Source organism: Pseudomonas sp. 18.1.10 (assembly GCF_024655625.1).
Taxonomy (GTDB): Bacteria; Pseudomonadota; Gammaproteobacteria; order Pseudomonadales; family Pseudomonadaceae; genus Aquipseudomonas.
Map to the genome: position 1 here is coordinate 1 of NZ_JANLGL010000077.1, position 26,738 is coordinate 26,738.

A 26,738-nucleotide genomic window follows, 5' to 3' on the forward strand; every position below is an offset into this window, starting at 1 on the left:
AGCCGATGAATTTGGCGACTGACACACCGTATTCGCGAGCAAGCCCGCTCCCACACAAGCCCGTTCCCACAGGTTGATCGGCGCTGTCTGTCAGGGTAGCTCGCGGGCCAGGAAGGGCGCAGTGCGGCTGGTTTGGTTTTTAGCCACGGTAGATGGCGTTCCGCTGGCAACCACCTTCCCACCCAAATCCCCCGCCCCCGGCCCGATGTCGATCACCCAGTCACTCTGCGCCACCACACGCATCTCATGCTCCACCACAACCACGGTGTGCCCGGCGTCCACCAGGTGGTTGAGCTGGCTGAGCAAGCGGTCCACATCCCGTGGATGCAGGCCGGTGGTCGGCTCATCCAGGACATACAGCGTGGCGCCCCGCGCATTGCGTTGCAGCTCCGTCGCCAGTTTGATGCGCTGCGCCTCGCCGCCCGACAGCTCGGTAGCCGGCTGGCCCAGGCGCAGGTACCCCAGGCCGATGTCGCGCAACACCTGCAACGAACGCAGCACGCTGGATTGTTCGGCAAACACCTCGACGGCCTGTTCCACCGTGAGCCCCAGCACCTGGTCGATGCTCAAGCCTTGCCATTGGATGGCCAATGTCTCGGGGTTGTAGCGCGCGCCATGGCAGGTCGGGCACGGTGCGTACACGCTGGGCATGAACAGCAATTCCACGCTGACAAACCCTTCACCCTCGCAGTTGGGGCAGCGGCCCTTGGCAACGTTGAAGGAAAATTGCCCGGCATCGTAACCCTGCTCTTTCGCGGCCGGTGTCGCGGCAAACAGTTTGCGCACGTGGTCGAACAGCCCGGTATAGGTCGCGAGGTTGGAGCGCGGCGTGCGGCCGATGGGTTTCTGGTCCACCTGCACCAGCCGCCGGATTTGCTCCAGCCCGGCGCTGATACGCCCACCGCTGGTTTGCGGGGCGTCGTCTTCCAGGCTGGGTTCTTCATCGTTTTCGACCACACGACCCAGGCCGCTGCCCACCACTTCCAGCAGCGCCTGGCTGACCAGGCTGGACTTGCCCGAGCCAGAAATCCCGGTGACGGCCGTAAAGCAGCCCAAGGGGAAATCCACGTTCAGATCCTCGAGATTGTTACGCGTCACGCCTTGCAGCTTCAGCCAGCCGCTGGGTTCACGGCGCGCCTGATGCGCCACGCGCTGCTCGGCAAACAGGTACGCCCGCGTCTGCGACGCCTGCACATCCGCCAAACCGGCCGGCGGGCCGCTGTACAGCACCTGCCCGCCCTGCTCACCCGCCGCTGGCCCCACGTCGATCAGCCAGTCGGCGCGGCGCATGGTTTCCAGGTCGTGCTCCACCACAAACAACGAATTGCCCGCCGCTTTCAAGCGCTCCAGCGCGGTGAACAATGCCTCGCCATCGGCCGGATGCAGGCCCGCCGACGGTTCATCCAGCACATAGATCACGCCAAATAGCTGCGAACCCAGTTGGGTCGCCAGGCGCAAGCGCTGCAACTCGCCGGACGACAATGTCGGCGTGCTGCGCTCCAGGGACAAATAGCCCAGGCCCAGCTCGGTCAAGGTGCTGACCCGCTCCAGCAGGTCCTGGGCGATGCGTTGCGCGGCCAGGCGCTTTTCCACCGACAGGCGCATCTTGTCCTCTCCCGCCGCCACCGGCCGCAACAGGTCAGCCAGCTGCGTCAACGACAACTGCGACAACTCGCCAATATCCACCCCGGCAAACTTCACCGACAGCGCCGCCTTGTTCAGGCGTTTGCCCTCGCACAAGGGGCAGGCGCTGCCCTGCATGAACTGTGACACGCGCTTTTTCATCAGCGCACTTTGGCTGTGGGTGAAGGTGTGCAGGACGTAGCGCCGCGCACCGCTGAAGGTGCCTTGGTAGCTCGGTTCCAACTTGCGCTTGAGCGCATCGCGGGTTTGCTGCGGGGTGAAGCCGGCGTATACCGGCACGGTGGGGGTTTCTTCGGTGAACAGGATCCAGTCGCGCTGTTTTTTCGGCAGCTCGCGCCACGGGATATCCACGTCATAGCCCAGGGTCACGAGGATGTCCCGCTGGTTCTGGCCCTGCCACGCCAACGGCCAGGAGGCGACGGCGCGCTGGCGGATGGTCAGCGAAGGGTCCGGCACCATCAGCGCCTCGGTCACCTCATACACCCGCCCCAGGCCGTGGCATTGCGGGCACGCGCCCTGGGGCAGGTTCGGCGAAAAGTCCTCGGCGTACAGCATCGCCTGCCCCGGCGGGTAGCTGCCGGCGCGGGAATAGAGCATGCGGATCAGGCTCGACAAGGTGGTGACGCTGCCCACCGATGAACGTGCACTCGGCGTGCCGCGCTGTTGTTGCAGGGCCACGGCGGGCGGCAGGCCTTCGATGCTGTCCACATCCGGCACGCCAACCTGGTCGATCAGCCGCCGCGCATACGGCGCCACCGACTCGAAATACCGCCGCTGCGCCTCGGCATACACCGTGGAAAACGCCAGGGACGACTTGCCCGAGCCCGACACACCGGTGAACACCACCAGGGCATCCCGTGGAATATCCACATCGACGTTACGCAGGTTGTGCTCACGGGCGCCGCGCACCCGCACGAAACCGTGGAATTGAGGGATGTTGCGCTGTGAAGTCATGGTCAACCTTATCGCGCGGTGAGCACGCTGCGGACCCGTTGCGTCAGGGCTTCGGGACTGTAGGGTTTGCTCAGCAGATGAATGTCGGGGCTCAGCAGATGATTGCTGGAAAGAATGTCGCGGGTGTGGCCCGAGGTGAACAGTACCCCCACGGGTGGGTTCTGTGCACGGGCCCAGTCGGCCAGGTCGGTGCTTTTGACGCGGCCAGGCATGACCACGTCGGTAAAAATCAGGTCCGGCAGCAAGCCGCCTTGCAACGCCTGCATCGCGCGGTCGCCGTCTTCGGCGGTGAGCACGGTATAGCCCGACTGTTGCAGCAGTTCGACCACGGTCAGGCGCACGCCTTCGTTGTCCTCCACCACCAGGATGGTTTCCTGGCCGCCGGCAGGCAGCACCTGGTCAATGTGCACATCGAGGCTTTCCGGTTCCAGGCTGTGGGGAAAATACATCTGCACCACCGTGCCCTTGCCCTCCTCGCTCCACATCTCCACATGCCCGCCGCTTTGGCGCACAAACCCAAACACCATGCTCAGGCCCAGGCCGGTGCCATGGCCTTCGCGCTTGGTGGTGAAAAACGGCTCGAACGCCCGCTTGAGAGTGGCTGGCGACATGCCCAGCCCCGTGTCGGAGACGGCCAGGCGTACGTACTCGCCCGGCTTGATGCTTTTACCCGCGCAGTCGGCGGGGTTGAGGATGATGTTTTCGCCGGTGATATGGATCACCCCCTCGCCTTTCATCGCATCGCGGGCATTGATCGCCAGGTTGAGCAGGGCATTTTCCAACTGGTTGCGATCGACACTGATAAACCAGGCATCGGCGGGCATTTGCACGTCGATGCGGATGGTTTCTCCCAGCGCCCGTTGCAGCAACTCGCCCAAGCCCGCATAGATGCGTTGCGGGTTGTACACGGCAGGCGACAACGGTTGGCGCCGGGCAAACGCGAGCAATTGCGCCGACAGCTTGGCCCCACGCTCCACCGCCGCAATCGCCGCCGCCACACGGCGCTGCACCTGGACGTTGTTCGGCTCGTGGCGGGCCAGCAGGTGCAGGTTGCCGGCGATCACTTGCAGCAGGTTATTGAAGTCGTGGGCCACGCCGCCGGTGAGACCGCCGATGGCTTCCAGTTTCTGCGACTGGCGCAACTGCTCCTCAGCGGCGGAGCGCGCCTGCACTTCGTCGGCCACGCGCTGTTCCAGGTTATGGGTGAGCTCCTGGCGCAGGCGCTCGGAATGCACGTGTTCGGTGGTTTCGACGACAATCGCCAACACCCCGGCCGGCTGCTGTTGATCGCCGGCGACCGGGCTGTAGTAGAGGTCCAGCCACACGGTTTCCGGCTGGCCGTTGCGCAGCAAGACCAGGTCCTTGTTGTTGAACGACAAGGTGCCGCCCGCCAAACAAGTGTCCACCACATGCCGGTTGAACTCGGCGACTTCCGGCCAGCCCAGCTCCACCGGCGTGCCCAGCAGGTAGGGGTGGCGGCCGCCGGCAAAGCGCGAATAACTGTCGTTGTAGATCATGTAGCCCAGCCGCCCCCACAACATCACCATGGGCACGGGGGACGCCAGCAACATCTGCACGTTGCAGGCCAGGCTGGTGGACCAGCGGTCAATCGGCCCCAGGTCGGTGGCCGACCAGTCGAACGCGCGGATCCGCTCGGCCATTTCACCGGCCCAGCCTTCGCAGCCGTGGGGGTTGGATAAAAACTGCATCGGTTGGCTCTGTGCGCAAAGAAGACATCGTCAAGTTTTTGGAGCGCTGCAAACGCAGATGGTTTCACCGCATGTACGTTAGGCGCTAAACCGCACAGGCACCACCGGCCTCAGTGAAAATCCCGGCTGCGCACATTGATCCCCTCCAGCAACGGCGTAAGGTCGGTCAAGCGTCCGGCGATCAAGTGCCGCACCTCGCCCACCGCTTCCCAGCGCCCGTCCACTTTCAGCAGCCGCGAGCCCACCAGGGCCTGGCGTTGGCGCTCGGCCAAGTCACGCCAGACCACCACATTGAGGTTGCCGAATTCGTCCTCCAGGGTGACAAAAGTCACCCCGCTCGCCGTGCCGGGGCGCTGACGACCGGTGACCAACCCCGCCACACTGACAGTGCGCCCATGCTCCACCGCCATCAGCTCCTCGGAACTGCGACAGCGCCGCCGGCGCAACTCCGCACGCAGCAACGCCAGCGGATGCGGACCCAGGGTGGTGCCGACCGTCGCGTAATCCGCCTGCAAATCCTCAGCCACCGTCGGCGCCGGTAACTCCACCTGCGCTTCATCGGGACTCGGCAGGCCGGCAAACAGACCGAGCTGCTTGTGCACCCCGGCCACCTCCCAGCGCGCCGCGTGCCGGTTACCCGCCAAGGCACGCAAGGCACCGGCATCCGCCAGCAACGCCTGGGCGCGGGCATCCAACCCGGCGCGCTCGTCCAGGTCGGCAATGTCGCTGAACAGGCGACGTTCGCGCGCCGCTTCAATGCGCCGCCCATCCTCTTCGCGAAACCCCGCGATCATGCGCAAGCCCATGCGAATCGCCGGTTGCGCGCCGTCGATGGGTTCCAGTCTGCAATCCCAGTCGCTGGCCTGCACGTCCACCGGGCGGATCTGCAAGTGATGGCGCCGCGCGTCTTGCAGGATCTGGTCCGGGCTGTAGAAGCCCATGGGCCAGCTGTTGATTAGCGCACAGGCGAACGCCGCCGGTTCGTGGCACTTGAGCCAGCAACTGGCGTAGGTCAGCAAGGCGAAGCTGGCCGCGTGGGATTCGGGAAAGCCATAACTGCCAAAGCCCTTGATCTGCTCGAAGATCTGCGCGGCAAAGGCTTCGCTGTAGCCGTTTTTGAGCATACCCGTGCGCAGGCGCGCCTGATGCGGTTCCAGTCCACCGTGGCGCTTCCAGGCGGCCATGGAACGGCGCAACTGGTCCGCCTCGCCGGGGCCATAATCGGCGGCAACCATGGCGATCTGCATGACCTGTTCCTGGAACAGCGGGATGCCCAGGGTGCGCTCCAGCACTGCTTTCAACTCCGGCGAGGGATAGGTGGTCTCTTCCTCTTTGTTCCGCCGCCGCAGGTACGGGTGCACCATGCCGCCCTGGATCGGCCCCGGGCGCACAATCGCCACTTCAATCACCAGGTCGTAGAACGTCTGCGGCTTCAGGCGCGGCAACATCGACATCTGCGCCCGCGACTCGATCTGGAACACGCCGATGGTGTCGGCCTTGCTAATCATCGCGTAGGTGGCCGGGTCTTCCTTGGGAATGCTCGCCAGCGCCAGGTCCAGATCACGATGACGGCGCAGCAGGTCGAAGCAGCGGCGGATCGCACTGAGCATGCCGAGGGCGAGGATATCCACCTTGAGCAGGCCGACGGCGTCGAGGTCGTCCTTGTCCCATTGGATGATGGTGCGCTCGGCCATGGCCGCGTTTTCCACCGGCACCAGGGTGTCCAGCGGGTACTCGGAAATCACAAAGCCACCCGGGTGCTGGGACAGGTGCCGGGGGAAACCGATCAGTTGCTGGGTCAGCGTCAGCACGCGGCGCAGGATCGCGCTGTCAGGGTCGAAACCGCCCTCGCGCAGACGCTCCAGGGGCGGCGCCTCATCGCTCCAGCGCCCGCAGCACTCCGCCAGCGCGTTGACCTGGTCCGGTGGCAAGCCCAGGGCCTTGGCCACATCGCGCACGGCGCCGGCGCCGTGGTAACTGCTGACCACCGCCGTCAGCGCCGCGCGCGTACGGCCGTAGCGCTGGAACACGTATTGCAGCACTTCTTCGCGGCGCTCGTGTTCGAAGTCCACGTCGATGTCCGGCGGCTCGTTGCGCTCGCGCGACAGAAAGCGCTCGAACAGCATGCTCGTCAGGCTCGGGTTGATCTCGGTGATGCCCAAGGCAAAACACACCGCCGAGTTGGCCGCCGAGCCCCGGCCCTGGCACAGGATCGAGCGGCTGCGGGCGAAGCGCACGATGTCGTGCACGGTGAGGAAGTAGCTTTCGTAGCCCAGCTCGCTGATTAGCTCCAGCTCGTTGTTGATCTGCTGCAAGGTCTTCCCATCGACGCCCTCGGGCCAGCGCTGGGCGATGCCCTCTTCGGTCACGGCGAGCAGCCAGGACTTGGCGTCATGGCCGGCAGGCACCAGCTCACGCGGGTAGTGGTAGCGCAGCTGGCTGAGGTCGAAGGTGCAACGGCGGGCGATGGTTGCAGTTTCGTCGAGCAAGGCTTGCGGGTACAACGCGGCCAGGGCGTCGAGGCTGCGCAGATGCCGCTCGCCGTTGGGATGCAGGCGTGTGCCGGCTTCGGCCACCGGCACGTGATGGCGGATGGCGGTCATGGTGTCTTGCAGGGCGCGGCGGCCACGGGCATGCATGTGTACGTCGCCGCAAGCGACGACCGGGAGGTGCAGGCTGGCAGCCAGTTGCAGGCGTTGTTGCAAATGGCGCGCATCGTCCTGGCCACAATGCAGCTGCACCGCCAGCCACAGGCGGTCGGCGAAGGTGTGGCGCAGCCATTGGATATCGGCCTGGGTATCGTTGTCTGCGGCGATCCACAGCGCCAACAGGCCGGGCAACGGTTGGGCGAAGTCTTCTTGCAGCAAGCGATAGCTGCCCTTTTCGGCGCGACGCCGGGCCAGGGTGATTAAGCGGCACAGTTGCTGATAGCCGCTGAGGTTCTCCACCAGCAGCACCACTTTCGGGCCGTTGTCGATGCGCATCTCGCTGCCGATAATCAGCGGCAGCTCCACCGCTTTCGCCGCCTGCCACGCACGCACAATGCCCGCCAGGGTGCACTCATCGGTGATCGCCAGGGCGCTGTAGCCCTGGTGCTTGGCGCGCTCGAACAACTCCAGCGCGGTGGACGCACCGCGCTGGAAGCTGAAATTGGACAGGCAATGCAGCTCGGCGTAACTCATGCAAACCAGCCTTGCAGCCACAGCCCATCGTTGTGGCCCACGGTGCGATAGGCCCAGCCTTGTTGGCCGGCGCGGGTCTGGATCAGGTAGTAGTCGCGGCGAATATCGGCGCCGTCCCACCAGCCGGATTCGATACGTTCCGGGCCCATGAGAATCTGGACGCCCTGCTCGGCCAACAAGGTCGGTTCGCTCAGCAACCAGCCGGGGCGCTGGACTTTATCCAGGGTTGGGCTGGGGCGACTGTCGGCCGCCGCTTGCCAGGCGCATTCGGGGCGATGGTCGGCGTGAAAACGCAGGCCCTGCACCGCGTCATCCCCCAGCCGCGCGCGCAGGCGTTCACGCAGTTGCTCCCACGGCAGGGTTTGCTGCGGACGGTCGTCGAACAGGTCCTGGCGTTGCGGCACAAACACCGGCAGGTCCTCGGCCACCAGGCGAAAGCCGCGCACCGGTGAAGTGACTTGCACTTGCTCCAGGCGCCCACGGGCCAGCTCGAACAGCATCGCCGGTTCACGCTCGGCGCTGAGCAGGCCGACCTTAATCACGCTGTCGGGCGCCTGGGCATGCTCCAGATGCAGGTCGAAACGCTGCACGCCACTGTCACGCCCGCAGAGGAAGGCGGACAGATCGCCGGTCAAGCGGCGCAAGGGAAACAGCAGCGCCTGGTGGGAGTGCACGTCGAAATTCAACTCGATGCGCACATCGAACTGATCCGGTGGCTGATAGAACGCCAGGGCCAACGGGCGCTGCCCGCTCAGGGCATCCAGGTGCTTGAGCAAGCTGGCGTCAAAGCGCCGCGCCAGGGTATGCCGGGGCAACGCCTGCACCTGGGCCAGGCTGCGCAGGCCCATGCGCGACAAGGCCGTGGCCGCCTGCGGGTCGAGGCCGGCGCGGTCGATGGGCAGCGGCGCCAGGGCTTGCATCAAGCGTTCATCATCGGCCACGGCCAGGCCGTCGTAGAGATTGGCCAGCACCCGCGCCGCGGCCGGGTTGGGCGCGGCGACGATGCGGTGACGAAAGCCCAGCTCGGTCAGTTCTGCACGCAAACGGGCTTCGAACTGCGGCCACGGGCCGAACAGGCCCAGGCTCGATTCGATCTCGAACAACAAGGCGCGCGGGTAATACAGGCTGACCTGGGAGCTGAAGCGATACGCCCAGGCCGCGAGGAATTGCTGCCAGCGCTCGATCTCGGCGGGGTCGTATTCGGCGCTGGCAAACGTCTTGGCCAGGGCATGGGCCGCGGTCAGCGACTGGCCGGGGCGCAGGCCCAGGGCACGGGCGGCGTCATTGACGGTTTGCAGCACGCGGCGCTGCGGCGTACCGGCCAGCAGGGCCAGGGGCTGGTCCGGTTCGGGGTGCACACGCTGCACCCCGTCCAGCGCCAATTGCGGGAAGACAATACACACCCAGCGCATGCCAACCTCAGTGCCCGGCCAGGGCAATCGGCGCCGGATGGGCCAGGCCGCCACGGCACTTGAGCACCCGCACTTGCGCGGGCTTGGTCTCGACCGCCAGACGCAAGGCAGCGGGCGATGCATTGATCGCCTCGCTCAAAGAACGCCAGGCAAACGCCAGGGTCTGCCCGGTTTCCGCCGCCACCTGCAAACGCCGCAACGCGCGATCATCAGCCTTGCGCGGCCAGCACAACACCGCGCCGCAACTGCCGGAGCGCAGGCATTGCTCCACCGCCCACAGCGCATCACGTTCCTCGGCCTGGATCACCGAGAGCAGGCGCAAATCCACCCCGGCGTTCTGCCAGGCATGGGGATACGGCGTGTAGGGCGGCGCCACCAACACAATACGCTCGCCGGCCTTGGACAAGCGCGCCAATGTGGGCAGGACCAGTTGCAACTCGCCGACGCCCTCCTTGGCCATGAGGATTTCACTCAAGGCCGCCTCCGGCCAACCGCCGCTGGGCAATACCGCATCCAACCCCGCCAGCCCAGTGGGATGCACGCTGGCTGGCGGCGCGGCGGGCCGGCCTTTCCAGACGCGGCCGCCATTGAACAGCGTGTCCAACGCAACGACGGCGCCCATCAGCCTTGCCTCACCAGGCCGCAGAACACCCCTTCGATCGCCAGGTCCTGGTCAGGCTTGACCACGATGGGTTGATACGCCGGGTTGCGCGGCAGCAGGCGCACGCTGTCGCCATGGCGCTCGAAACGCTTGATGGTCACTTCGCCGTCCAGGCGCGCCACCACGATCTGCCCGTTCAAAGCCTCGGCACTGCGGCGTACGCCCACCAGGTCACCGTCGAGAATGCCGTCTTCGATCATCGAATCGCCCTGCACCCGCAGCAGGTAATCCGGGGTTTTCGCGAAGGTCGCGGGGTCCAGTTGCAGGCGGCTGTGCACGTCGGCATCGGCGCTAATCGGCAAGCCCGCCGCGACACGGCCGAGCACCGGCACATCCAGCCACTCTGGCCGTGCCGGCTGATTGAGCAGGCGAATGCCGCGCGCCTGGTTGGGGTTGACCTCGATAAAACCGGCTTCGGTCAACGCCAGCACATGCTTGCGCGCCACGCTGCGCGAGGCAAAACCGAACGCCTCGGCGATCTCGGCGAGGCTGGGGGGCTGGCCTTGTTGCGCGATACGGTCGCGGATGAAGGTCAGGATGGCAGTGCGGCGGGGGGTTAGAGTCGTCATGGAGTACATTTGTACTCCTGTGGGAAATTTCTGACAATAGCCGCCAGTCGTATGGGGCGCACAAGGGTTGTTGAAACGTCCCACGCTACTGCCGGATTAGCTCTACTGCCCTGCCCTGGGAACGTCTGCAAAGTCATTCGCCTGATTTCACCGTGCGAGGGATTGCAGATGGATGTTGTTGTGAGTGCTCTGATTGCTGGGGCTGTCGCTTGATTCCGGTGATCGCCAGCTTTGTCCTGGCCCCGATGGATGGCAAAAAACCGGATGTCGAAAGTGTCCTACGTGACTTCCGTAATTGCCTGAACACCTTTGACGAATGGGCTGAAAGCTTCTGGAGTGGCTCGGCGCTGGAAGTCGAGCAGGTATTCAAGGTTGGCGAAGAGGTCGCTCTCGTCGCCCCGGCGTCTTCCAAAAAACCTATCCGTACAGTTGCCGTGTGCAAGGCCCAAGGCACGCTGACCCTGGTGCATCTGTTCGAAAGCACGCGGTTCGTGCCCATCGGCAACACGCCGGTGATACTGCAAGCGATTGCGCAGGACAACAGCCCGATAGGTGCGCCTATCCCACACACCATCGGCCCCAGCGGCATTCTTGAAGTCAAGGACTGCACCCGCGACCAGCGCTACCAAGTCACCTTTTATCCCAACGTTTCCAAGGATCACGTCAAGGCGCTGTATGCGTCTTATCAGTCGGTGATTAGCGGGCTGGAAAGTCAGCTGCGCGATGAGTGGGCGAAGTCGTTCCAAGCTCAATGGGCCGACTTTGCCAACGCCACGTCTTTGGAGCGCAGTGCAAAGCAAGGCGTTGCATTTGCAAACGGGATGGGTAAAGCGCTTTACAACCTTTGGGACAACATCTCACAGCTGTATGACCTGCTGGCTGACCTCAAGGCCAACAGCCAGAAGTTGCTGAAATTCATCTCCCAAGGCGAGCTGGATGAACTGCTCAAACTGGGCAAGGACGCGGTCGCCAAGGGTTTGCTGGTGCTCAGTGATGAACCGCTGCTGTTTATCTATCTGTCAGCGATGGTCAGCTGGATCCGCATGCTGCCGCCGCCGCAGATGTACGAATTGCTGGGCGAGATCACCGGCGAGGTGTTGATCAATCTGCTTCTGGCCTGGGCCACGCGGGGCATGGGGGTGCAGGTGCGTCTGGGCGCCCAGGTATTGGGGCGCATCAAGTCTGGTCAGGCGCGTAAGTGGTTGCAGGGGTTGGCTGATCAAGTGGTGGGGCCGAAGCTGGATGCGCATGTCAAGGTGTCGAAGCCGTTGTTGCTGGGAGGGCCGGCGACGGCGATCAAGATGATCCCGGATGTGCCGTTGAAGGCTGGGGATCAACTGGTTTCGAACCCTGTGCCGCTGGTGCGGGGCAAGGGTCGACAGCAGACCGTGCTGGTGAAGCACGAGCCTGTCGATGATGTGCCTGCTTCGAGCAGAAATGCCAACGCTGATGCGGCCGCTCCTGCGGACAAGACCGCCACCAACGGTTGCCCGGTGTCGATGGTCACCGGCGAGGAATTGCTCACCCTCACTGACGGTACGTTGGACGGGATTCTGCCGTTTGAGTGGACGCGGTTGTACCGCACCAGTGCGGTGGAGGTGGATTGCGGGTTGGGGTTTGGCTGGAGCCATGCGCTGGCGCACAGGCTTTGTGTGTCGGGCGATTCGGTGGTCTGGACCGATCATGAGAATCGCTCGACGGTTTTGCCCTTGCCTACGATTTCTCGGCCCGCCATCACCAATAGCCTGGCCGAAGCGGCGATCTATCTCGGGACGTTGCCTGACGAGTTGGTGCTGGCCCAGGCGTCGCGTTTCTACCACTTTCAAGAAGGTTTGCTGACAGCCATCAGCGATGCGTATGACAACCGGCTGCGCATTTTCCGGGACCTGCTTGGGCGCATCGAGCGGCTGGACAACGGTATCGGGCGTTCACTGTTTTTGCGGTATTCGGCCAACCGTATCGTGGCGGTGGATTACCAGATTCAGCGGGCCGAGGGTTCTGATCCCTACGTCTGGGTAACCGAGTACAGCGTTGTTTCCTACGCCTACGACGACCTTGGCCGGTTGGTGTCGGCGACCAATGCCGTAGGCGAAAGCGAGGTTTATCGCTACGACGATCAGCACGTGATTCTTGAGCGTGGTTTGGCCGGTGGGGCGAGTTTCTTCTGGGAGTGGGAACGGTCTGGCAAGGCTGCGCGATGCGTCCGGCATTGGGCGAGTTTTGCGCAGATGGACACGCGCTATGCCTGGGGAGACGACGGACGGGTTTCGGTGCTTAACGCCGATGGTAGCCAGGAGGTTTATGTCCACGATCAACGGGCGCGGTTGGTGCAGCGGGTTGATCCCGATGGCGCGACACATTTCAAATCCTACGACGACAAAGGCCGGCTGACGGTCGAGCAAGACCCTTTGGGCGCGGTGACAGCGTATCAGTACGACGACGCCGGACGCTTGGTGGCGCTGTTTCCGGGGGATGATGAGCCGACGTCCTACGAGCATGACAATGGTTTCGTACGGGTTGTAAGGCGTGGCGAGGCGGTCTGGAAGTACGAGCGCAATGATGAGGGCGATGTCACGCGCAGGACGGATCCAGACGGCAATGTCACGGACTACAGCTACAACCAATATGGGCAACTGACGGGGGTTTGGTATCCCGATCACAGCTGCCACCGGCTGGTGTGGAATGAACGCGGCCAGCTGGTTGAGGAGCAGTTGCCCAATGGCGGTATCAAGCGCTATCGCTATGACGACCTCGGGCGACGGACTACACACGAAGATGAGCATGGCGCCCTCACTCAATACGAGTGGAACAACGCCGGTCGTTTGATCCAGATCGTCCTGCCCAGCGGTGATACACGTAAATACAGCTACAACGCCTACGGAAAAATCACCTCCGAGCGGAATGAACTGGGTCACGTTACCCGCTATGAATACGCCGATGGCCTACACCTCATCAGCCGGCGGATTAACGCCGACGGCACCCAGGTCAAATACCGCTACGACAACGTGCGCTTACTGCTGACCGAAATCGAAAACGAAGTCGGCGAAATCTATGGGTTGCAGTACCACCCCAACGGCCTGATCCAGCAGGAAACCGGCTTCGACGGCCAGCGCACGTCCTACCTCTACGACCTCAACGGCAACCTGCAAGAAAAAACCGAACACGGCGATGATGGCAGCCAACTAATCACCCGCTACGAACGCGACTTCGCCGGCCGCCTCGTACGAAAAACCCTGCCCGACAGTAGCACCGTCGATTACACCTACGACCGCCAAGGAAACCTCCTCGGTGTCGAAGACGGCCACTGGTCATTGGCCTACGAATACGACCGACAAAACCGCCTCACCGCCGAACACCAAGGCTGGGGCACCTTGCGCTACGGCTACGACGCCTGCGGCCAGCTGCAACACCTGCGCCTGCCCGACAACAACCGCATCACCTTCAACCACGGCAAAGGTGGCCATCTCTCGACCGTAGAGTTGAATGGAGAAACGCTCACTTCACACTTCTTCGACACAGGCCGCGAACATCAGCGACGCCAAGGAAAACTACTCAGCAGCTACCAATACAACGAGCAAGGACACCTCTTCAATCACGGGGTATGCAATGTCGAAAATTCCCTTTACCAGCGCCAATACGACTACGACAAAGCCGGCAACCTGACCCGCATTTACGATACCCGCAAAGGCGAACAGCACTACCACTACGACCCACTTAACCGCCTTACCCGCGCCAACCAAGAGCAATTCGCCCACGACCCAGCGGGCAACCTGCTGATGCAAAACCGCCCCGGCCCGGACATCGTCGCGGGCAATCGGTTGATGATCCAGGGGGACCGGCACTACGACTATGACGCCTTTGGCAACCTGATCCGCGAGCGACGCGGCAAAGGCCACCAACTCGTCACCGAATACCGCTATGACTGCCAGCATCGGCTGATCGGCGTTACTCAACCGAACGGACAAACCGCCAGCTACCGCTACGACCCGTTTGGCCGACGCATCAGCAAAACCGTTGACGGCCTGACGACCGAGTTCTTCTGGCAAGGCGACAAACTGATCGCCGAACACCATGCGAACTGCCATCGCAGCTACCTCTACGAACCCAACAGCTTCCGCCCACTGGCCCTGCTGGAAGGCTTCGGCCCCAAAGCCACCCAGCCCTACCACTACCAACTGGACCACCTCGGCACACCCCAGGAACTGACAACTCCCGAAGGCAAAATCGCCTGGTCCGCCCACTACCGCGCCTACGGCGAAATCACCCGCCTCGACATAGGTAAAATCGACAACCCGCTGCGTTTTCAGGGCCAATACTTCGACGCGGAGAGCGGGCTGCACTACAACCGGCATCGATACTACAATCCGGATATTGGTCGCTACCTGACGCCGGACCCGGTGAAGTTGGCGGGGGGGATCAATGCCTACCAGTACGTGCCTAATCCTACGGGGTGGGTTGATCCGCTGGGGTTGAGTACATGCCCGGGTGAAAAAGGGTGCACGCAATTACTCGGAAATGAAAATCCTGCACGACAACACAAAGCCGATGACGGCGCACCACCTCTACCGGCTGCACACTACCGTTTCCCAAGTGATCCGAATGATTTAACAGCTGTCTTGGGCGTAGCCCCTAAAGTCTCCAAGACGAAGCACGATACTCAAAGAATGGAATGGAAACCCAACAGCGATACTCGAATAAGGTTTGAAAGCCATCCAGGAGATATAGGCCCCTATGCGCCAAGACATCATGGAGAGCACTACCACATAGAACTCAAACCGAATAATTTGAGTTGGAACCAGGCTGAAAAGCAAAAACTGTTATTGAAGGTAAAACCCGAGAATTATGACCCCGGACACGGGACAGGCTTCTTGCCGGGCGAACGACACCCAGGAATCTGACATGACAAAATTCCCCGTCTCTGATGGAACAATTGAAAAAATAACCTGCAACCGAAATACCCTTTTGTTGGAGTTCACAGACTGGCAAGAAAAATCATGGGTGATAACTTTTGAAGGTCTCATCGCATTTCAAGGTGTGAGCGCTGTTGGCGCAGAAATATGCGATATGTACGAAGAGAAAACTTCGTTTCTTTCCAAAGAGGCAGAGCGGCTGGAGCTAGGTGAGACAGGAATCAGCTACTACTTCACTTCAAGCAACGGTGGAGAGGTGATTTTTACAGTGGTTGCTGCCGGCTACAGTGCGGTGGAGATTTAAACCTTCCTAGTGCCCAAAAACCTGTGGTGAGCGAGCTTGCTCGCTCACCACAAAAACCGCACTACCACCCCTCCTTCAACATCCGCAGCTCTAGATGCTGCAACAACATAATCGTCTTCCCATCCACAATCTCCCCGCTCTGCACCATCCCCAGCGCCTGCTCAAACCCCAGCTCCAGCACCTCGATATCCTCACCCTCCTCCTCCAACCCGCCGCCCGACCCCACTCGATCCCCCGGCTGATACTCCCCCAAAAAGAAGTGAATCCGCTCCGTCACCGACCCCGGGCTCATGAACGCGGCATACACCTTCTCCACCTGCCCCACGCGATAGCCCGTCTCTTCCTCCGCCTCCAGGCGAATACGTTCTTCGGGGCTGGCGTTGTCGAGCAGGCCGGCGGCGGTTTCGATCAGGTAGCCGGGGTAGTCGTTGACGAAGGTGGGCATGCGGAACTGGCGGATCAGCAACACGGTGCGTTGCGCGCGGTTGTACAGCAGGATCGTCGCGCCATTGCCGCGGTCGTACACTTCGCGGGTCTGGGCTTGCCAGCTGCCGTCGCGGCGGCGCAGGTCGAAGCTGTATTTTTTCAGCAGGTACCAGTTGTCCGAGAGGGTTTCTTCGGCGGTGATGCGAACGGGGCTGTGGTCCATGGTGGGGGTCTCAAGTAAGGGGGAGTGCTTGTTTGATGCGATTCCAGGCTGCTGCGACTTCCTGCGCAGTGCCCGCTTTGATCCGTGCAAGGTCGCGTGGGTAGTCCACGCCGGGGTTTTCGGTGAAGCGCGTGGCGGTGAATTGGCCGTTGCTGGCGCGCAGGATATAACCCGTGTCCTCGCACTGCGCCGATGCCAGGAACACCACGCCCGGCGTCACCCACTCGGGTTTTAGCTCGTCCGGCTCCTCGGTCACGCCCCACATGCGTGTCTTGGCCACCGGTGAGATGGCGTTGACCCGAATCCCCGCTTGCGCGCCTTCATGGCCCAGCGCATTCATGATCCCCAGTTGCGCCATCTTGCCGGCGCTGTAGGCCACCAGGCCGGTCTGCTCGTACTGCGCGTACATGGCGCGGTCGGAGGTGGTGAGGATGATGCGAGGCGCGCAGGATTGCAGCAGGTGTGGCCAGGCGTGCTTGCATAGCCACAGCGGCGCGTAGAGGTTGATGTCCATGGCGCGCTGCAGGAACGCGGCGTCGAGGTCTTCGATATTCTGGTAACCCACCCAGCCGGCGTTGTGAATCAGGATGTCGAGTTGGCCAAAGGCTTCGATCGTCGTGTGGATCAATTGCCGGCAGCCGTCATCCGTGGACAGGTCGCCGCTGTGGCCGATCACGTTCAGGCCTTCGCCCTGCAGTGCGGCGGCAGCGGCCTGGGCCACCGTCGCATCACTGCCGGAACCCACCTTGTCGGCGCCGATATCACTGATGACCACCCGCGCCCCGCCCTGGGCCAACGCCCGCGCATAACTGAGCCCCAATCCGCGTGCACCGCCGGTGACGATGGCTGTCTTGCCGGTGAAATCCATGTACTTACCCTCCTGTTTGGCCAGCCACACTAACAATCCCGGCACGGGTTGTTCAATGCTGTAACACTTTGCAAGCAATCCCCATGAACGGCCGTCGAATTAATTCCTGCGTCGGCGGGCCTTCTGTTAAAAACCCTGCTTCACCTTTGCCCTGGAACCTTCATGTCTTCACGTTTTCTGTCGCGCCTGCGCCTGCGTTGGTTGCCCTTGTTGTGCATGGCGCTGGTGATCGTCGGCCTGCCGGTGGGTTGCAGCGTGCTGCAACAAAAGGAGCGCGAACTGGTGTTTCGTATCGAGCCGGGCACCGCCGGGTGGTACACCGGCCTGCCCAAGGCCGTGCAGGAGTTCGAACTCAAACCCGCCAGTTTCAAGTCAGGACAGAACATCCATGCCTGGTGGTACCCGGCAGCCAAGAGGGACGCGCCCGCCATCCTCTACCTCCATGGCGTGCGCTGGAACCTCACCGGGCAGCTGTTTCGCATCGAGCAATTGCATGCCCTGGGTTACTCGGTACTGGCCATCGACTATCGCGGTTTCGGCCAGAGCCACGGCGAGCTGCCGTCGGAAACCACGGTGTACGAAGATGCGCGCATCGCCTGGGAACGCTTCCAGACCCTGCAACCCGACCCGAGCAAACGCCTGATCTACGGGCACTCCCTCGGCGGCGCAGTGGCCATCGACCTGGCGGCCGAGCTGGGCAAGCAGGTGCCGTTGCCGGTGCGCGGCTTGGTGATCGAATCCACCTTTACCTCGCTGGCGGATGTGGCCACGGCCGTGGCGAATACCTCGCTGCCGGTGCGCTGGTTGCTGTCGCAGAAATTCGATTCCATCGACAAGATCGCCGACATCCATATGCCGCTACTGGTGGTGCATGGCCTCGATGATCGCTATGTGCCACCGCGTTTCAGCGAGCAATTGTTCAACGCCGCCCAGGAGCCCAAGCGCTTGTTGCTGGTGCCCGGCGCCAGCCACAACAACAGCATGAGCCTGGCCGGACGCAGTTATGGCCAGGCGCTGGACAAATTGATGCAGGCGAAGATGCCGCCTCAGGTGGTGACACACTCCACAGGCCGCAATGGCGACTCGTAAAAGCGCTTTTCGGCACTGGGTTCGCGCTTGCGTGTCAAGCGCAAACCCTGGCCATACTGGCCCGCGCCGAAAGTTGATCAAATATTGACCTTTGGTTAAATCGCCATACCTGCCGGGGTCTTGCAAAGTTATCCACAGAGATACCCACGGTTTTCGTGGACAACTCTTTTTACTTTTTTACGATTTTTTTGCTCAGTAAATGCTTTCGGGAAATGTACCCGGCAGCAAAATCTCGCGATTCACATCGCGTATATCGTTATAGCCACACAGGGCCATCGACACGTCCAGTTCGCGGGCGATGATGTCGAGGGCCTTGGTCACGCCCGCCTCGCCCATCGCGCCCAAACCATACAAGTGCGGACGCCCGATCATGGTGCCTTTGGCGCCCAGTGCCATCGCCTTGAGCACGTCCTGGCCGGAGCGGATACCGCCATCGAGCCACACCTCAATACGTTCCCCCACCGCTTCGACAATCGCCGGCAATTGGCTGATGCTCGACGGCGCGCCGTCCAGTTGACGGCCACCGTGATTGCTCACCACCAGCGCGTCCGCGCCGGCATTGGCCGCCAGCCGCGCGTCCTCCACATCGAGGATGCCCTTGATAATCAGCTTGCCGCCCCAGCACTTCTTGATCCATTCCACATCGTCCCAGCTCAGGCGCGGGTCGAATTGCTGGGCGGTCCACGACGACAGCGAACTCATGTCCGCCACGCCTTTGACATGCCCGACGATATTGCCGAAGCCACGGCGCTGGGTGCCGAGCATGCCCATCACCCAGCGCGGCTTGGTGGCCATGTTGAGGATATTCGGCAACGTCAGCTTGGGCGGCGCCGACAGGCCGTTAATCAGGTCCTTGTGGCGTTGCCCGAGGATTTGCAGGTCGAGGGTCAACACCAAGGCGTCTACACCAGCGGCCTTGGCGCGCTCGATCAGTTGCTCGATAAAGCTGCGATCGCGCATCACATACAACTGGAACCAGAAGGGCTGGCCGACGTGTTCGGCGATGTCCTCCAGCGAGCAGATGCTCATGGTCGACAAGGTATAACGCAGGCCAAACGCGGCGGCGGCGCGGGCGGTGAGAATCTCGCCATCGGCATGCTGCATGCCGGCCAGACCGGTGGGCGCGAGGGCCACGGGCATCGCCATGTCCTGGCCGATCATGGTGGCGCGAATGGAACGCTCATCGATATTGCGCGCCACCCGCTGGCGGAATTTGATGCGGGCAAAATCACTTTCATTGGCCCGGTAGGTGCTTTCAGTCCAGGAGCCGGAATCGGCGTAGTCGTAGAACATCCTGGGGACACGTTTTTGCGCCAGTTTGCGTAAATCTTCGATGGTGGTAATCAACGACATCTGAATGACCTCTCCCTGAGCTGAACACAGAGAGTAACCGCCCATCGGCGGCGCAACCAGCCATTGCGTTTACATCGGCGGGCGACTAATCTCGCACAAAACCGCATAAAGGCGCATAAACATGCACGACACCCACGCCGCCATCGACCTGCCTTCGTTGCGCAAACAGAAGATTTTGTTGCTGCTGGAGCGCGACGGCAAAGTCACCGCTGCAGACTTGGTGGAGCACTTTGCCGTGTCCCCGGACACCATCCGCCGCGACCTCGGCGAACTCGCCGCTGCTGGCCTGCTGCAACGGGTCCATGGCGGCGCCCTGCCCCGGCCCAAGGACACCGGCAAGGACTTCTTCACCCGCGTGGGCGAGACCAACGAAGCTAAGCGCCGCCTCGCGCAACTGGCCGCCGAACGGGTCGAAGACGGCCAGATCGTACTGTTCGATTCCGGCTCCACCACCTTGCAGATCGCCCAGTCGCTGCCGCGCTCGATCCGCCTGACCGTGGTCACGCCGTCGCCGATGATTGCCATCGCGCTGGCCGACCATCCCGAGGTGAAAGTGATCCTCGCGGGCGGCCAACTCAACCCGGCGACCTTGTCCACCAGCGGCCACGAAGCCGTGCGCCTGATTCAAAGCGTAAAGGCCGACCTGCTGTTCACCGGCGTGTGCGCGCTGCACCCGCAGGTCGGCATCACCTCCCTGCATTTTGATGAAGTGGCGGTCAAGCAAGCCCTGCTCGACAGCGCGTCCCATGTGGTGGCGGTGACCATGGCCGACAAGCTCGGCGCGGTGGAACCCTTTGTGGTAGCGCCGTGCAGCCGTATTCACACACTGATTACCGAGTGGCATGTGCCAAGTGTGGAAGCGTATGAACAACTAGGGCTTGAAGTGCTGCGAGTGGAAGTCGAGTAGGGACAGTGCCCGAGTACGTTGAGGCAGCGCGGTGAAGTATGCGTTGGCAATGATCGGTTCTGCCCGCCCCCCTCCCCGAGAAATAAGTGCAAATTAATTTAAACCTTTGCCGTCCACGCCGGATCAACTCTTGCATACCCCCACTATCAGGAGAGACTCGATCATGAGTGCAGACCTTAACGGCAAGAAGATTCTGGTCATCACATCCAACACCGGTATCGAGCGCGATGAGCTGCTCAAGCCTCTGCAAGCCTTACGTGGATTTGGCGCGACAGTCATCCATGGCTCCAGCAAAGGCGGCACTACCCAGACCTTCGTCGGCGATACCGAAAAAGACCTGGCGGTTGAGTCCGATGCGAAGCTGTCCGAGCTGTCGGGCAGTGATTTCGATGCACTGGTGATCCCCGGCGGCACCGTCAACGCGGATACCTTGCGCCAGGATGCAGCGGCGCAGACGTTGATCGATGAGTTCGTCAAGGCCGGTAAAACCGTGGCAGCAATCTGTCATGGACCCTGGGCGCTGATCGATGCCGGTGTGATTAAGGGCAAGACCCTGACCTCTTACAAAAGTGTGCGTATCGACCTGGAAAATGCCGGTGCTGCTGGCTGGGTCGATGCCGAGGTCAAGGAATGCCGCGCCAACGGCTGGACGTTGATTACCTCACGTACACCGGATGACCTACCGGCCTTCAATGAGGCGATTGCCAAGGCAGTGGCCGGCTGATTCGCCACTGGCTGAATGCAAACAGGCGCCTCGAAGGCGCCTGTTTTTTTTCATGCATGCCTCAGCTCTTGCGGTGCTCCGGCATCTCACGCTTTGGCCCGAACATCGCCCAGGCAATCAAGCCGAACAGCGGAACAAAAATCAGGATCACCAGCCACAAGCCCTTGCTCTCCCAACCCCCCGTGCTGCGCAGTACGGTATTGATCGCCCACAACTCCAACAGCAGTAGAATCACCGCCAAGCCGATCCAGATGTATTGAATTTCCATGCTTCACCTCCCAGGTCGTAATGGTTAGGTCAAGCATCTGCCGTGAGGGTTCATTAAAAATTCTGCGAAGGGCCACTCGTCGCTTAGGCATCCCCCCTATAAAACTTTGATTTCTGTCCCGGACTCCCAATTAAGCAAGACCAAACCTCCATGCGATAGGGGATTGCGTCATGAAGACCAGAATGTCCCGAAGGATTTTGCTTATCGTCAGCCTGTCAGCCCTGCTGACCGGCCCCGCCCTGGCCGCGTTCGGCGACGGCACCACAGCGCCGGCGGCAAATGCCCTGCCGCCGGGCACCTACCCCAGCAGCCAGGCCGACGCTGACAAGAAGCCCAAAGACACCGCTAAGAAACCGCCCAAACCGGCCGACAGCCGAAAAGCGCCAAAGGAAAAGCCCCGCTCAGGCAGTTGACGGCTCATCCTTCACTTGCGGTTCTGGGGCAAGGCCCCAGTCGCCGTGGTCGTACCAGTCATCCCCAAACAGTTCAGCCGGGTGCATGGTGCGGTCTGCACCATTGCCGCAGGCCAGGTCGGCTGCGCCGCAGTAGCGATCACAGCCCCAGCAGATGCGCTCGGGGTGCTTGGGGTGCAGCGGGAAGGGCTTGGCCATGAGGAGGCTTCCTGGCGCGAGTAATAACTGCAACCTACCCTTATCGCCAACGCAGGACCTTGACCGACATCAAGCCGACCTGACCCGAAGTACCTGATACACACAAATCCAATTGTGGAAGCTGGCTTGTCGGGTCCCACAAAAGCCTCCGCATAAGCCAGCCTCTCTAGACCTTGAACCGCGCCACCGTCTGGTGCAGCGCGCTCGCCATCCCCGCCAGGTCATGCCCCGCCGTTTCGGTATGCAACGCGCCCTGCAACACCTGCTGCGACAAGTTGCGAATCCCCACCAGGTTGCGATCCACCTCCCGCGCCACCAGTGCCTGTTCCTCGGTGGCGCTGGCAATCATCAGGTTGCGCTCGTTGATCTGCGAGATCGAGCGGGTGATTTCCTCCAGCGCTTCGCCCGAGCGTTGCGCCACGCCAAGCGTCGCCTGCACGCGCTCGCTGCTGCTGTGCATTGCCGCCACGGCGTGTTCGGTGTCTTGACGGATATTGCCGATCATCTGCTCGATCTCCTGGGTCGAGGCCTGGGTGCGATGGGCCAGCGCACGCACTTCATCGGCCACCACCGCGAACCCGCGCCCGGCATCGCCCGCCCGGGCCGCTTCGATGGCGGCGTTGAGGGCCAGGAGGTTGGTCTGGTCGGCAATGCTGCGGATCACTTCGAGCACGCCGCTGATGTCTTGCACGCGCCCGGCCAGTTGCTGGATGCGCTCCGAGGTTTCCACCACGCCGGTGGCCAGGGTGTTGATCGACGCCACGGTTTCCTGGACCTGGGCACGCCCGCGCTGGGCGGTCTGTTCCGACAGGCGCGACGCCTCGCTGGTGCTCACCGCATTGCGCGCGACTTCGTCCACGGCGGCGGTCATTTCGTTGACCGCCGTGGCCGCCTGTTCGATCTCCTGGCCCTGGGACTGCAAGCTGCCGCTGGTCTGGCTGCTGACTGCACTGAGTTCTTCGGAAGAGCTGGCCACGCCGTCCACCGAGGCGGCGATGTGGCGCACCATCTGGTTCAGGTTCTGCTGCATATGGTGCAGGTTGCGCATCACGCTGCCGTCGGCACTGTGGCCCAGCGGTACGTCGATGGTCAGGTCGCCCTCGGCGATGTGGCTCAATACCCGCGCCACCTCATCCGGCTCGCCGCCCAATGGCCGGGTCACGCTGCGTGTCACGATCACCGCGGCCGTGACCACCAGGGCCAGGCACAGCAGGAACAGCCCGATCATATTGCGTCGCGCCTCGTCATACAGGCTCTGCGCCGCCTGTTCACGCTCGCTGAACAACCGCCCTTGCATCGCCATCAGCGCGTCCAGGCTCTTGAATACCTGCGCTTCGGCCGGCATCACCTGTTGCTTGAGCTGGGCCAGGCCCTGTTCACGGGCACCTTGCTGGATCAGCGCCTGTACCTGGGTGAACGCCGCCACATAGGTTTCGCGATGGTTTTTCAAGGTCGCGTAGGCGGCCTTGCCTTCGGCACTGACAAGCAGCGGTTCAAGGGTGGCGAAGGCCTCGGTGATGCGCTGGCGCGTGGTGCCGATGGCTGCCTGGGCCTGCTGATTGTCCTGGTTGATAAGCAGGTCGCGGGTGTTGCGCCCGTTATCGCGCACGCCGGTGGCGATCACCATGATGGGGGCGATGCGCGGCCAATCCTGCTGCACGATCTGCTCGGATTGCTGCTTGAGGGTTGCCAGGTCGTGCAAGGCGTAAAACACCAAGCCCACCAGGGCCAGCGGCGCAATCGCGAAGCCGATGACAATGCGTTGTGCCGTGGTTAACTGCGTCATTCTTAACATTCCTTGATGAAAGCCTGCCCCACATGGGCAGCATCTTTAAAATCCAACCGAGGGCCGATCACCCTCGCAATACAAAAGCGGGAAACAACTCGTGCAGGCGGCCCCACAACTCCGGCAGCCGCGCCTGTACCGGCGCAATGGGCAGTTGCGTATCGAGCATGCTGGCAGTGCGCACCATCTGCACGGCAAAGCGCTGCACACCCGCAGCTTGCAAACGCTGGGCCAGCAGCAACAGGCGCGCGGGGTCGATCAAGTGCCAGTGCACGGTGGTGCGGCACTCGTAATCCACACCACTGGCCAGCAGGGTGTCGAGGCTGCGCCAATTGGCGGTGCCGCTGCCCTTGATTTGGGTGACCGACGGGCAATCCTCGGCCAGTGCCTTGACGTCAAACCCGACCCAGTCGGCATGGCGCAGCGCATTGGCAAACCCAGCGGGCTTGATCCCGGCACTGTGCAGGCCAATGCGAAAACCCATCGCGCGCACTTCATCCATGGCCGCCGGCAAGCCTTCCTGCAAGGTCGGCTCGCCGCCGCTGAACACCACTGCATCGAGCAAATCCTGGCGGCGTTGCAGAAACAGCAACACCCGGCGCCAATCCATCTCCGTGCTCGCGCGCGGCGGGATCAGGTCCGGGTTATGGCAATAGCGACAACGCCAGGCACAACCCTGGCAGAACAGCACGCAGGCGAGCATGCCGGGGTAGTCGAGGGTGGTCAGGGGCACCAGGCCCCCGACCCGTAGCGCTCGACTCATTGGCGCCCGGCCACGGCGGCGGTTTCGGTGAAGTGCACGCGCTCCTTGTGTTCGGACTGCTTGCCGGGGTTGAACGCCGACACCGGCCGGTGATAACCCATCACCCGGGTCCAGACTTCGCAGCGCTGACGTTGTGGCTGGGTTGCTTGCATGGTGAATCTCCTTGGGATTGAAAAAACTTAGTGGGCCGCGGCCAAGACCTCATCGCACTTCGGACAAAACTCGTGCTCGCCCGCGAGATAGCCGTGCACCGGGCAGATCGAGAACGTCGGCGTGACCGTGAGGTACGGCAGGCGGAAACGTCCCAGCGCCTTGCGCACCAATTGCTTGCAAGCCTGGGTCGAAGAAATCTGTTCGGCCATATAAAGGTGCAACACGGTGCCGCCGGTGTACTTGCATTGCAGCTCGTCTTGCAGCTCCAGGGCCTCGAACGGGTCCTGGGTAAACCCCACCGGCAATTGCGATGAATTGGTGTAGTACGGCGCGACGTCGCTACCGGCTTGCAGGATGTCTGGGTAACGCTTGCGGTCTTCCTTGGCGAAACGGTAAGTGGTGCCTTCCGCCGGCGTCGCTTCGAGGTTGTAGAGGTGGCCGGTGTCTTCCTGGAAACGCAGCAACGTGGCGCGCACATGGTCGAGCAGCTTGAGGGCAAACTCACGCCCCTGCTCGGTGTGCATGCCCTGCTCGTCACCGCTGAAATTGCGCAGCATCTCGTGCATGCCATTGAGGCCGATGGTGGAGAAGTGATTGCGCAGCGTGCCCAGGTAGCGCTTGGTGTACGGGTAGAGACCGGCGTCCATATGGTGCTGGATCACCTTGCGCTTGACCTCGAGGCTTTCCATCGCCAGTTGCATCAACTGGTCGAGGCGTTGCAGCAGGCCCGAAGTATCGCCCTTGAACAGATAACCCAGGCGCGCGCAGTTGATCGTCACCACGCCCAGGCTGCCGGTCTGCTCCGCCGACCCAAACAAACCACCGCCGCGCTTGAGCAACTCACGCACGTCCAATTGCAGGCGGCAGCACATCGAACGCACCTGATTGGGCTGCATATCGGAATTGAGGAAGTTCTGGAAATACGGCAAGCCATAGCGTGCCGTCATCTCGAACAGGCGATCGGCGTTGGCGCTGTCCCAAGGGAAATCATGGGTGATGTTGTAGGTCGGGATCGGGAAGGTAAACACCCGGCCCTTGGCGTCCCCGGCCTGCATCACTTCGATGTAGGCGCGGTTGATTAGCTCCATCTCGGCCTGCAGGTCGCCATAGGCGAACGGCATTTCTTCACCGCCGATCACCGGCACTTGCTCGCGCAGGTCCTCCGGGCACACCCAGTCGAACGTCAGGTTGGTGAACGGCGTCTGGGTGCCCCAGCGCGACGGCACGTTGAGGTTGTAGATGAACTCCTGCACCGCCTGGCGCACTTCGGGGTAGCTCAGCTGGTCCTTGCGCACATAGGGTGCCAGGTAGGTGTCGAACGAACTGAACGCCTGCGCCCCGGCCCATTCGTTTTGCAGGGTGCCGAGGAAGTTGACCATCTGCCCCAACGCGCTGCTCAAGTGCTTGGGCGGCCCCGCCTCGACCCGGCCCGGTACGCCGTTGAGGCCTTCATGCAGCAACGACCGCAAGGACCAACCGGCGCAGTAGCCGGCGAGCATGTCGAGGTCGTGGATATGCAGGTCGGCCTCACGGTGGGCGCGGCCGATCTGTTCGCTGTAGACCTCGTCCAGCCAGTAATTGGCGGTGACTTTGCCTGCGACATTGAGTACCAGGCCGCCGAGGGAATAGCCCTGGTTGGCGTTGGCCTGGACGCGCCAGTCTTCGCGGTCGAGGTATTCGTTCATCGAGGTGGCGACTTCCACCAGGGTCTTGCGGTCGCGGCGCAGGCGGCCGTGTTGTTCGCGGTAGACGATGTAGGCGCGCATTGAGCGGAAGTGGCCGGCGTCCATCAATACGCGTTCGACGCTGTCCTGGATTTGTTCGACGTCCAGCTGTTCGATGCCTCTTAGGCGTGCAAGTACTGCGCCCAGCAAGAGGTCGGCTTCGATGGGCTGGTATTCGGTGGTGGCGTTGCCGGCGGCGATCAGGGCCTGGCGGATTTTTTCGGCGTCGAAGGGGGCCTGGGTACCGTCGCGCTTATAGAGATGGGTGCTGGCCAGCGGGGTGAGAGCGGTTTGCATTGGGGGCTCCTAGCACTACATATAGATGTTTTTTTCTGATTAGACACAAGATGCAGTGATGGTACGGAGGTTGGTTTGGTGTGCCATTGATCGGGGTCAAGTTTTTTTAGATCGTGTACATATCCGTTATTTAGGTAACGGCCACCTATGGTTCCGCTCTTACAGCGGCTCACTTTTGAAGAGCGCAAAAGTAAGCAAAAC

19 protein-coding genes and 1 pseudogene are annotated in these 26,738 nt (G+C 62.3%); 6 read left to right on the plus strand and 14 right to left on the minus strand.

The genetic code is table 11. The annotated features are described in order from the left end of the window. Positions 1 to 90 precede the first annotated feature (90 nt). The 6 genes from uvrA to lexA all read right to left on the minus strand — a co-directional run bounded on the left by uvrA (position 91) and on the right by lexA (position 10,140). Positions 91 to 2,598, minus strand: coding sequence for an excinuclease ABC subunit UvrA (uvrA, locus tag NUV89_RS15085; RefSeq protein WP_257781937.1), 2,508 nt, complete (start codon positions 2,596 to 2,598; stop codon positions 91 to 93). A gap of 8 nt (positions 2,599 to 2,606) precedes the next feature. Then, positions 2,607 to 4,307: an ATP-binding protein gene (locus tag NUV89_RS15090; RefSeq protein ID WP_257781938.1), complete on the minus strand. Its 1,701-nt coding sequence runs from the start codon at positions 4,305 to 4,307 to the stop codon at positions 2,607 to 2,609. Positions 4,308 to 4,417: 110 nt separating this feature from the next. After that, complete coding sequence (locus NUV89_RS15095; protein WP_257781939.1) at positions 4,418 to 7,510, minus strand: error-prone DNA polymerase; 3,093 nt, start codon at positions 7,508 to 7,510, stop codon at positions 4,418 to 4,420. Further along, a complete protein-coding gene (locus NUV89_RS15100) occupies positions 7,486 to 8,901 on the minus strand; it encodes a DNA polymerase Y family protein (RefSeq protein ID WP_257781940.1) in 1,416 nt (471 codons plus the stop codon). The genes NUV89_RS15095 and NUV89_RS15100 overlap by 25 nt, the downstream gene beginning before the upstream one ends. Positions 8,902 to 8,908: 7 nt before the next feature. Further along, positions 8,909 to 9,523, minus strand: coding sequence for a translesion DNA synthesis-associated protein ImuA (gene imuA, locus NUV89_RS15105; protein WP_257781941.1), 615 nt, complete (start codon positions 9,521 to 9,523; stop codon positions 8,909 to 8,911). Next, positions 9,523 to 10,140, minus strand: a complete 618-nt coding sequence (gene lexA, locus NUV89_RS15110; RefSeq protein WP_257781942.1) for a transcriptional repressor LexA — start codon at positions 10,138 to 10,140, stop codon at positions 9,523 to 9,525. The genes imuA and lexA overlap by 1 nt, the downstream gene beginning before the upstream one ends. 200 nt (positions 10,141 to 10,340) lie before the next feature. Between lexA and NUV89_RS15115 the strand changes: the two genes are divergently transcribed. Beyond that, on the plus strand, positions 10,341 to 15,029 hold the full coding sequence (locus tag NUV89_RS15115) for an RHS repeat-associated core domain-containing protein (protein WP_257781943.1): 4,689 nt from the start codon (positions 10,341 to 10,343) through the stop codon (positions 15,027 to 15,029). A gap of 1 nt (position 15,030) precedes the next feature. Then, a complete protein-coding gene (locus NUV89_RS15120) occupies positions 15,031 to 15,345 on the plus strand; it encodes a hypothetical protein (protein ID WP_257781944.1) in 315 nt (104 codons plus the stop codon). Between the two features lie 61 nt (positions 15,346 to 15,406). Here the strand turns inward: NUV89_RS15120 and NUV89_RS15125 are convergent, their stop codons facing one another. Next, positions 15,407 to 15,994 (minus strand): NUDIX domain-containing protein, encoded by a 588-nt coding sequence (locus tag NUV89_RS15125; protein ID WP_257781945.1) that lies wholly within the window; start codon positions 15,992 to 15,994, stop codon positions 15,407 to 15,409. 10 nt (positions 15,995 to 16,004) lie between these two features. Continuing rightward, entirely contained in the window at positions 16,005 to 16,862 is an 858-nt protein-coding gene (locus NUV89_RS15130; RefSeq protein ID WP_257781946.1) for an SDR family NAD(P)-dependent oxidoreductase, read from the minus strand. Between the two features lie 162 nt (positions 16,863 to 17,024). Here NUV89_RS15130 and NUV89_RS15135 point away from each other — a divergent pair, with 162 nt between their 5' ends. Beyond that, a complete protein-coding gene (locus tag NUV89_RS15135; protein ID WP_257781947.1) occupies positions 17,025 to 17,951 on the plus strand; it encodes an alpha/beta hydrolase in 927 nt (308 codons plus the stop codon). Between the two features lie 192 nt (positions 17,952 to 18,143). On the opposite strand, the gene NUV89_RS15140 is transcribed toward NUV89_RS15135, so the two are convergent. Continuing rightward, a complete protein-coding gene (locus tag NUV89_RS15140; protein WP_257781948.1) occupies positions 18,144 to 19,304 on the minus strand; it encodes an alpha-hydroxy acid oxidase in 1,161 nt (386 codons plus the stop codon). A 121-nt stretch (positions 19,305 to 19,425) separates the two neighbouring features. Between NUV89_RS15140 and NUV89_RS15145 the strand changes: the two genes are divergently transcribed. Together NUV89_RS15145 and NUV89_RS15150 are read left to right on the plus strand one after the other, a co-directional pair. Further along, complete coding sequence (locus NUV89_RS15145; protein ID WP_257781949.1) at positions 19,426 to 20,211, plus strand: DeoR/GlpR family DNA-binding transcription regulator; 786 nt, start codon at positions 19,426 to 19,428, stop codon at positions 20,209 to 20,211. Between the two features lie 163 nt (positions 20,212 to 20,374). Next, positions 20,375 to 20,935 carry a type 1 glutamine amidotransferase domain-containing protein gene (locus NUV89_RS15150; protein WP_257781950.1) on the plus strand — a complete coding sequence of 187 codons (561 nt, stop codon included), beginning with the start codon at positions 20,375 to 20,377 and terminating at the stop codon, positions 20,933 to 20,935. Positions 20,936 to 20,996: 61 nt separating this feature from the next. On the opposite strand, the gene NUV89_RS15155 is transcribed toward NUV89_RS15150, so the two are convergent. After that, positions 20,997 to 21,203 (minus strand): PLDc N-terminal domain-containing protein, encoded by a 207-nt coding sequence (locus NUV89_RS15155; protein ID WP_033901872.1) that lies wholly within the window; start codon positions 21,201 to 21,203, stop codon positions 20,997 to 20,999. 182 nt (positions 21,204 to 21,385) lie between these two features. Here NUV89_RS15155 and NUV89_RS15160 point away from each other — a divergent pair, with 182 nt between their 5' ends. Then, on the plus strand, positions 21,386 to 21,616 hold the full coding sequence (locus tag NUV89_RS15160; protein WP_257781951.1) for a hypothetical protein: 231 nt from the start codon (positions 21,386 to 21,388) through the stop codon (positions 21,614 to 21,616). Here the strand turns inward: NUV89_RS15160 and NUV89_RS15165 are convergent. The 4 genes and pseudogenes from NUV89_RS15165 to NUV89_RS15180 form a co-directional block, all read right to left on the minus strand. Next, on the minus strand, positions 21,605 to 21,814 hold the full coding sequence (locus tag NUV89_RS15165) for a DUF3079 domain-containing protein (RefSeq protein WP_257781952.1): 210 nt from the start codon (positions 21,812 to 21,814) through the stop codon (positions 21,605 to 21,607). The two genes, NUV89_RS15160 and NUV89_RS15165, sit on opposite strands and share 12 nt — an antisense overlap. 166 nt (positions 21,815 to 21,980) lie before the next feature. Further along, entirely contained in the window at positions 21,981 to 23,600 is a 1,620-nt protein-coding gene (locus NUV89_RS15170; protein WP_257781953.1) for a methyl-accepting chemotaxis protein, read from the minus strand. Positions 23,601 to 23,667: 67 nt separating this feature from the next. Beyond that, positions 23,668 to 24,363, minus strand: coding sequence for an anaerobic ribonucleoside-triphosphate reductase activating protein (locus tag NUV89_RS15175; protein WP_257781954.1), 696 nt, complete (start codon positions 24,361 to 24,363; stop codon positions 23,668 to 23,670). Further along, positions 24,360 to 26,537 (minus strand): annotated as a pseudogene (locus tag NUV89_RS15180) (ribonucleoside triphosphate reductase). The gene NUV89_RS15175 and the pseudogene NUV89_RS15180 overlap by 4 nt, the downstream one beginning before the upstream one ends. Between the last annotated feature and the right edge of the window lie 201 nt (positions 26,538 to 26,738).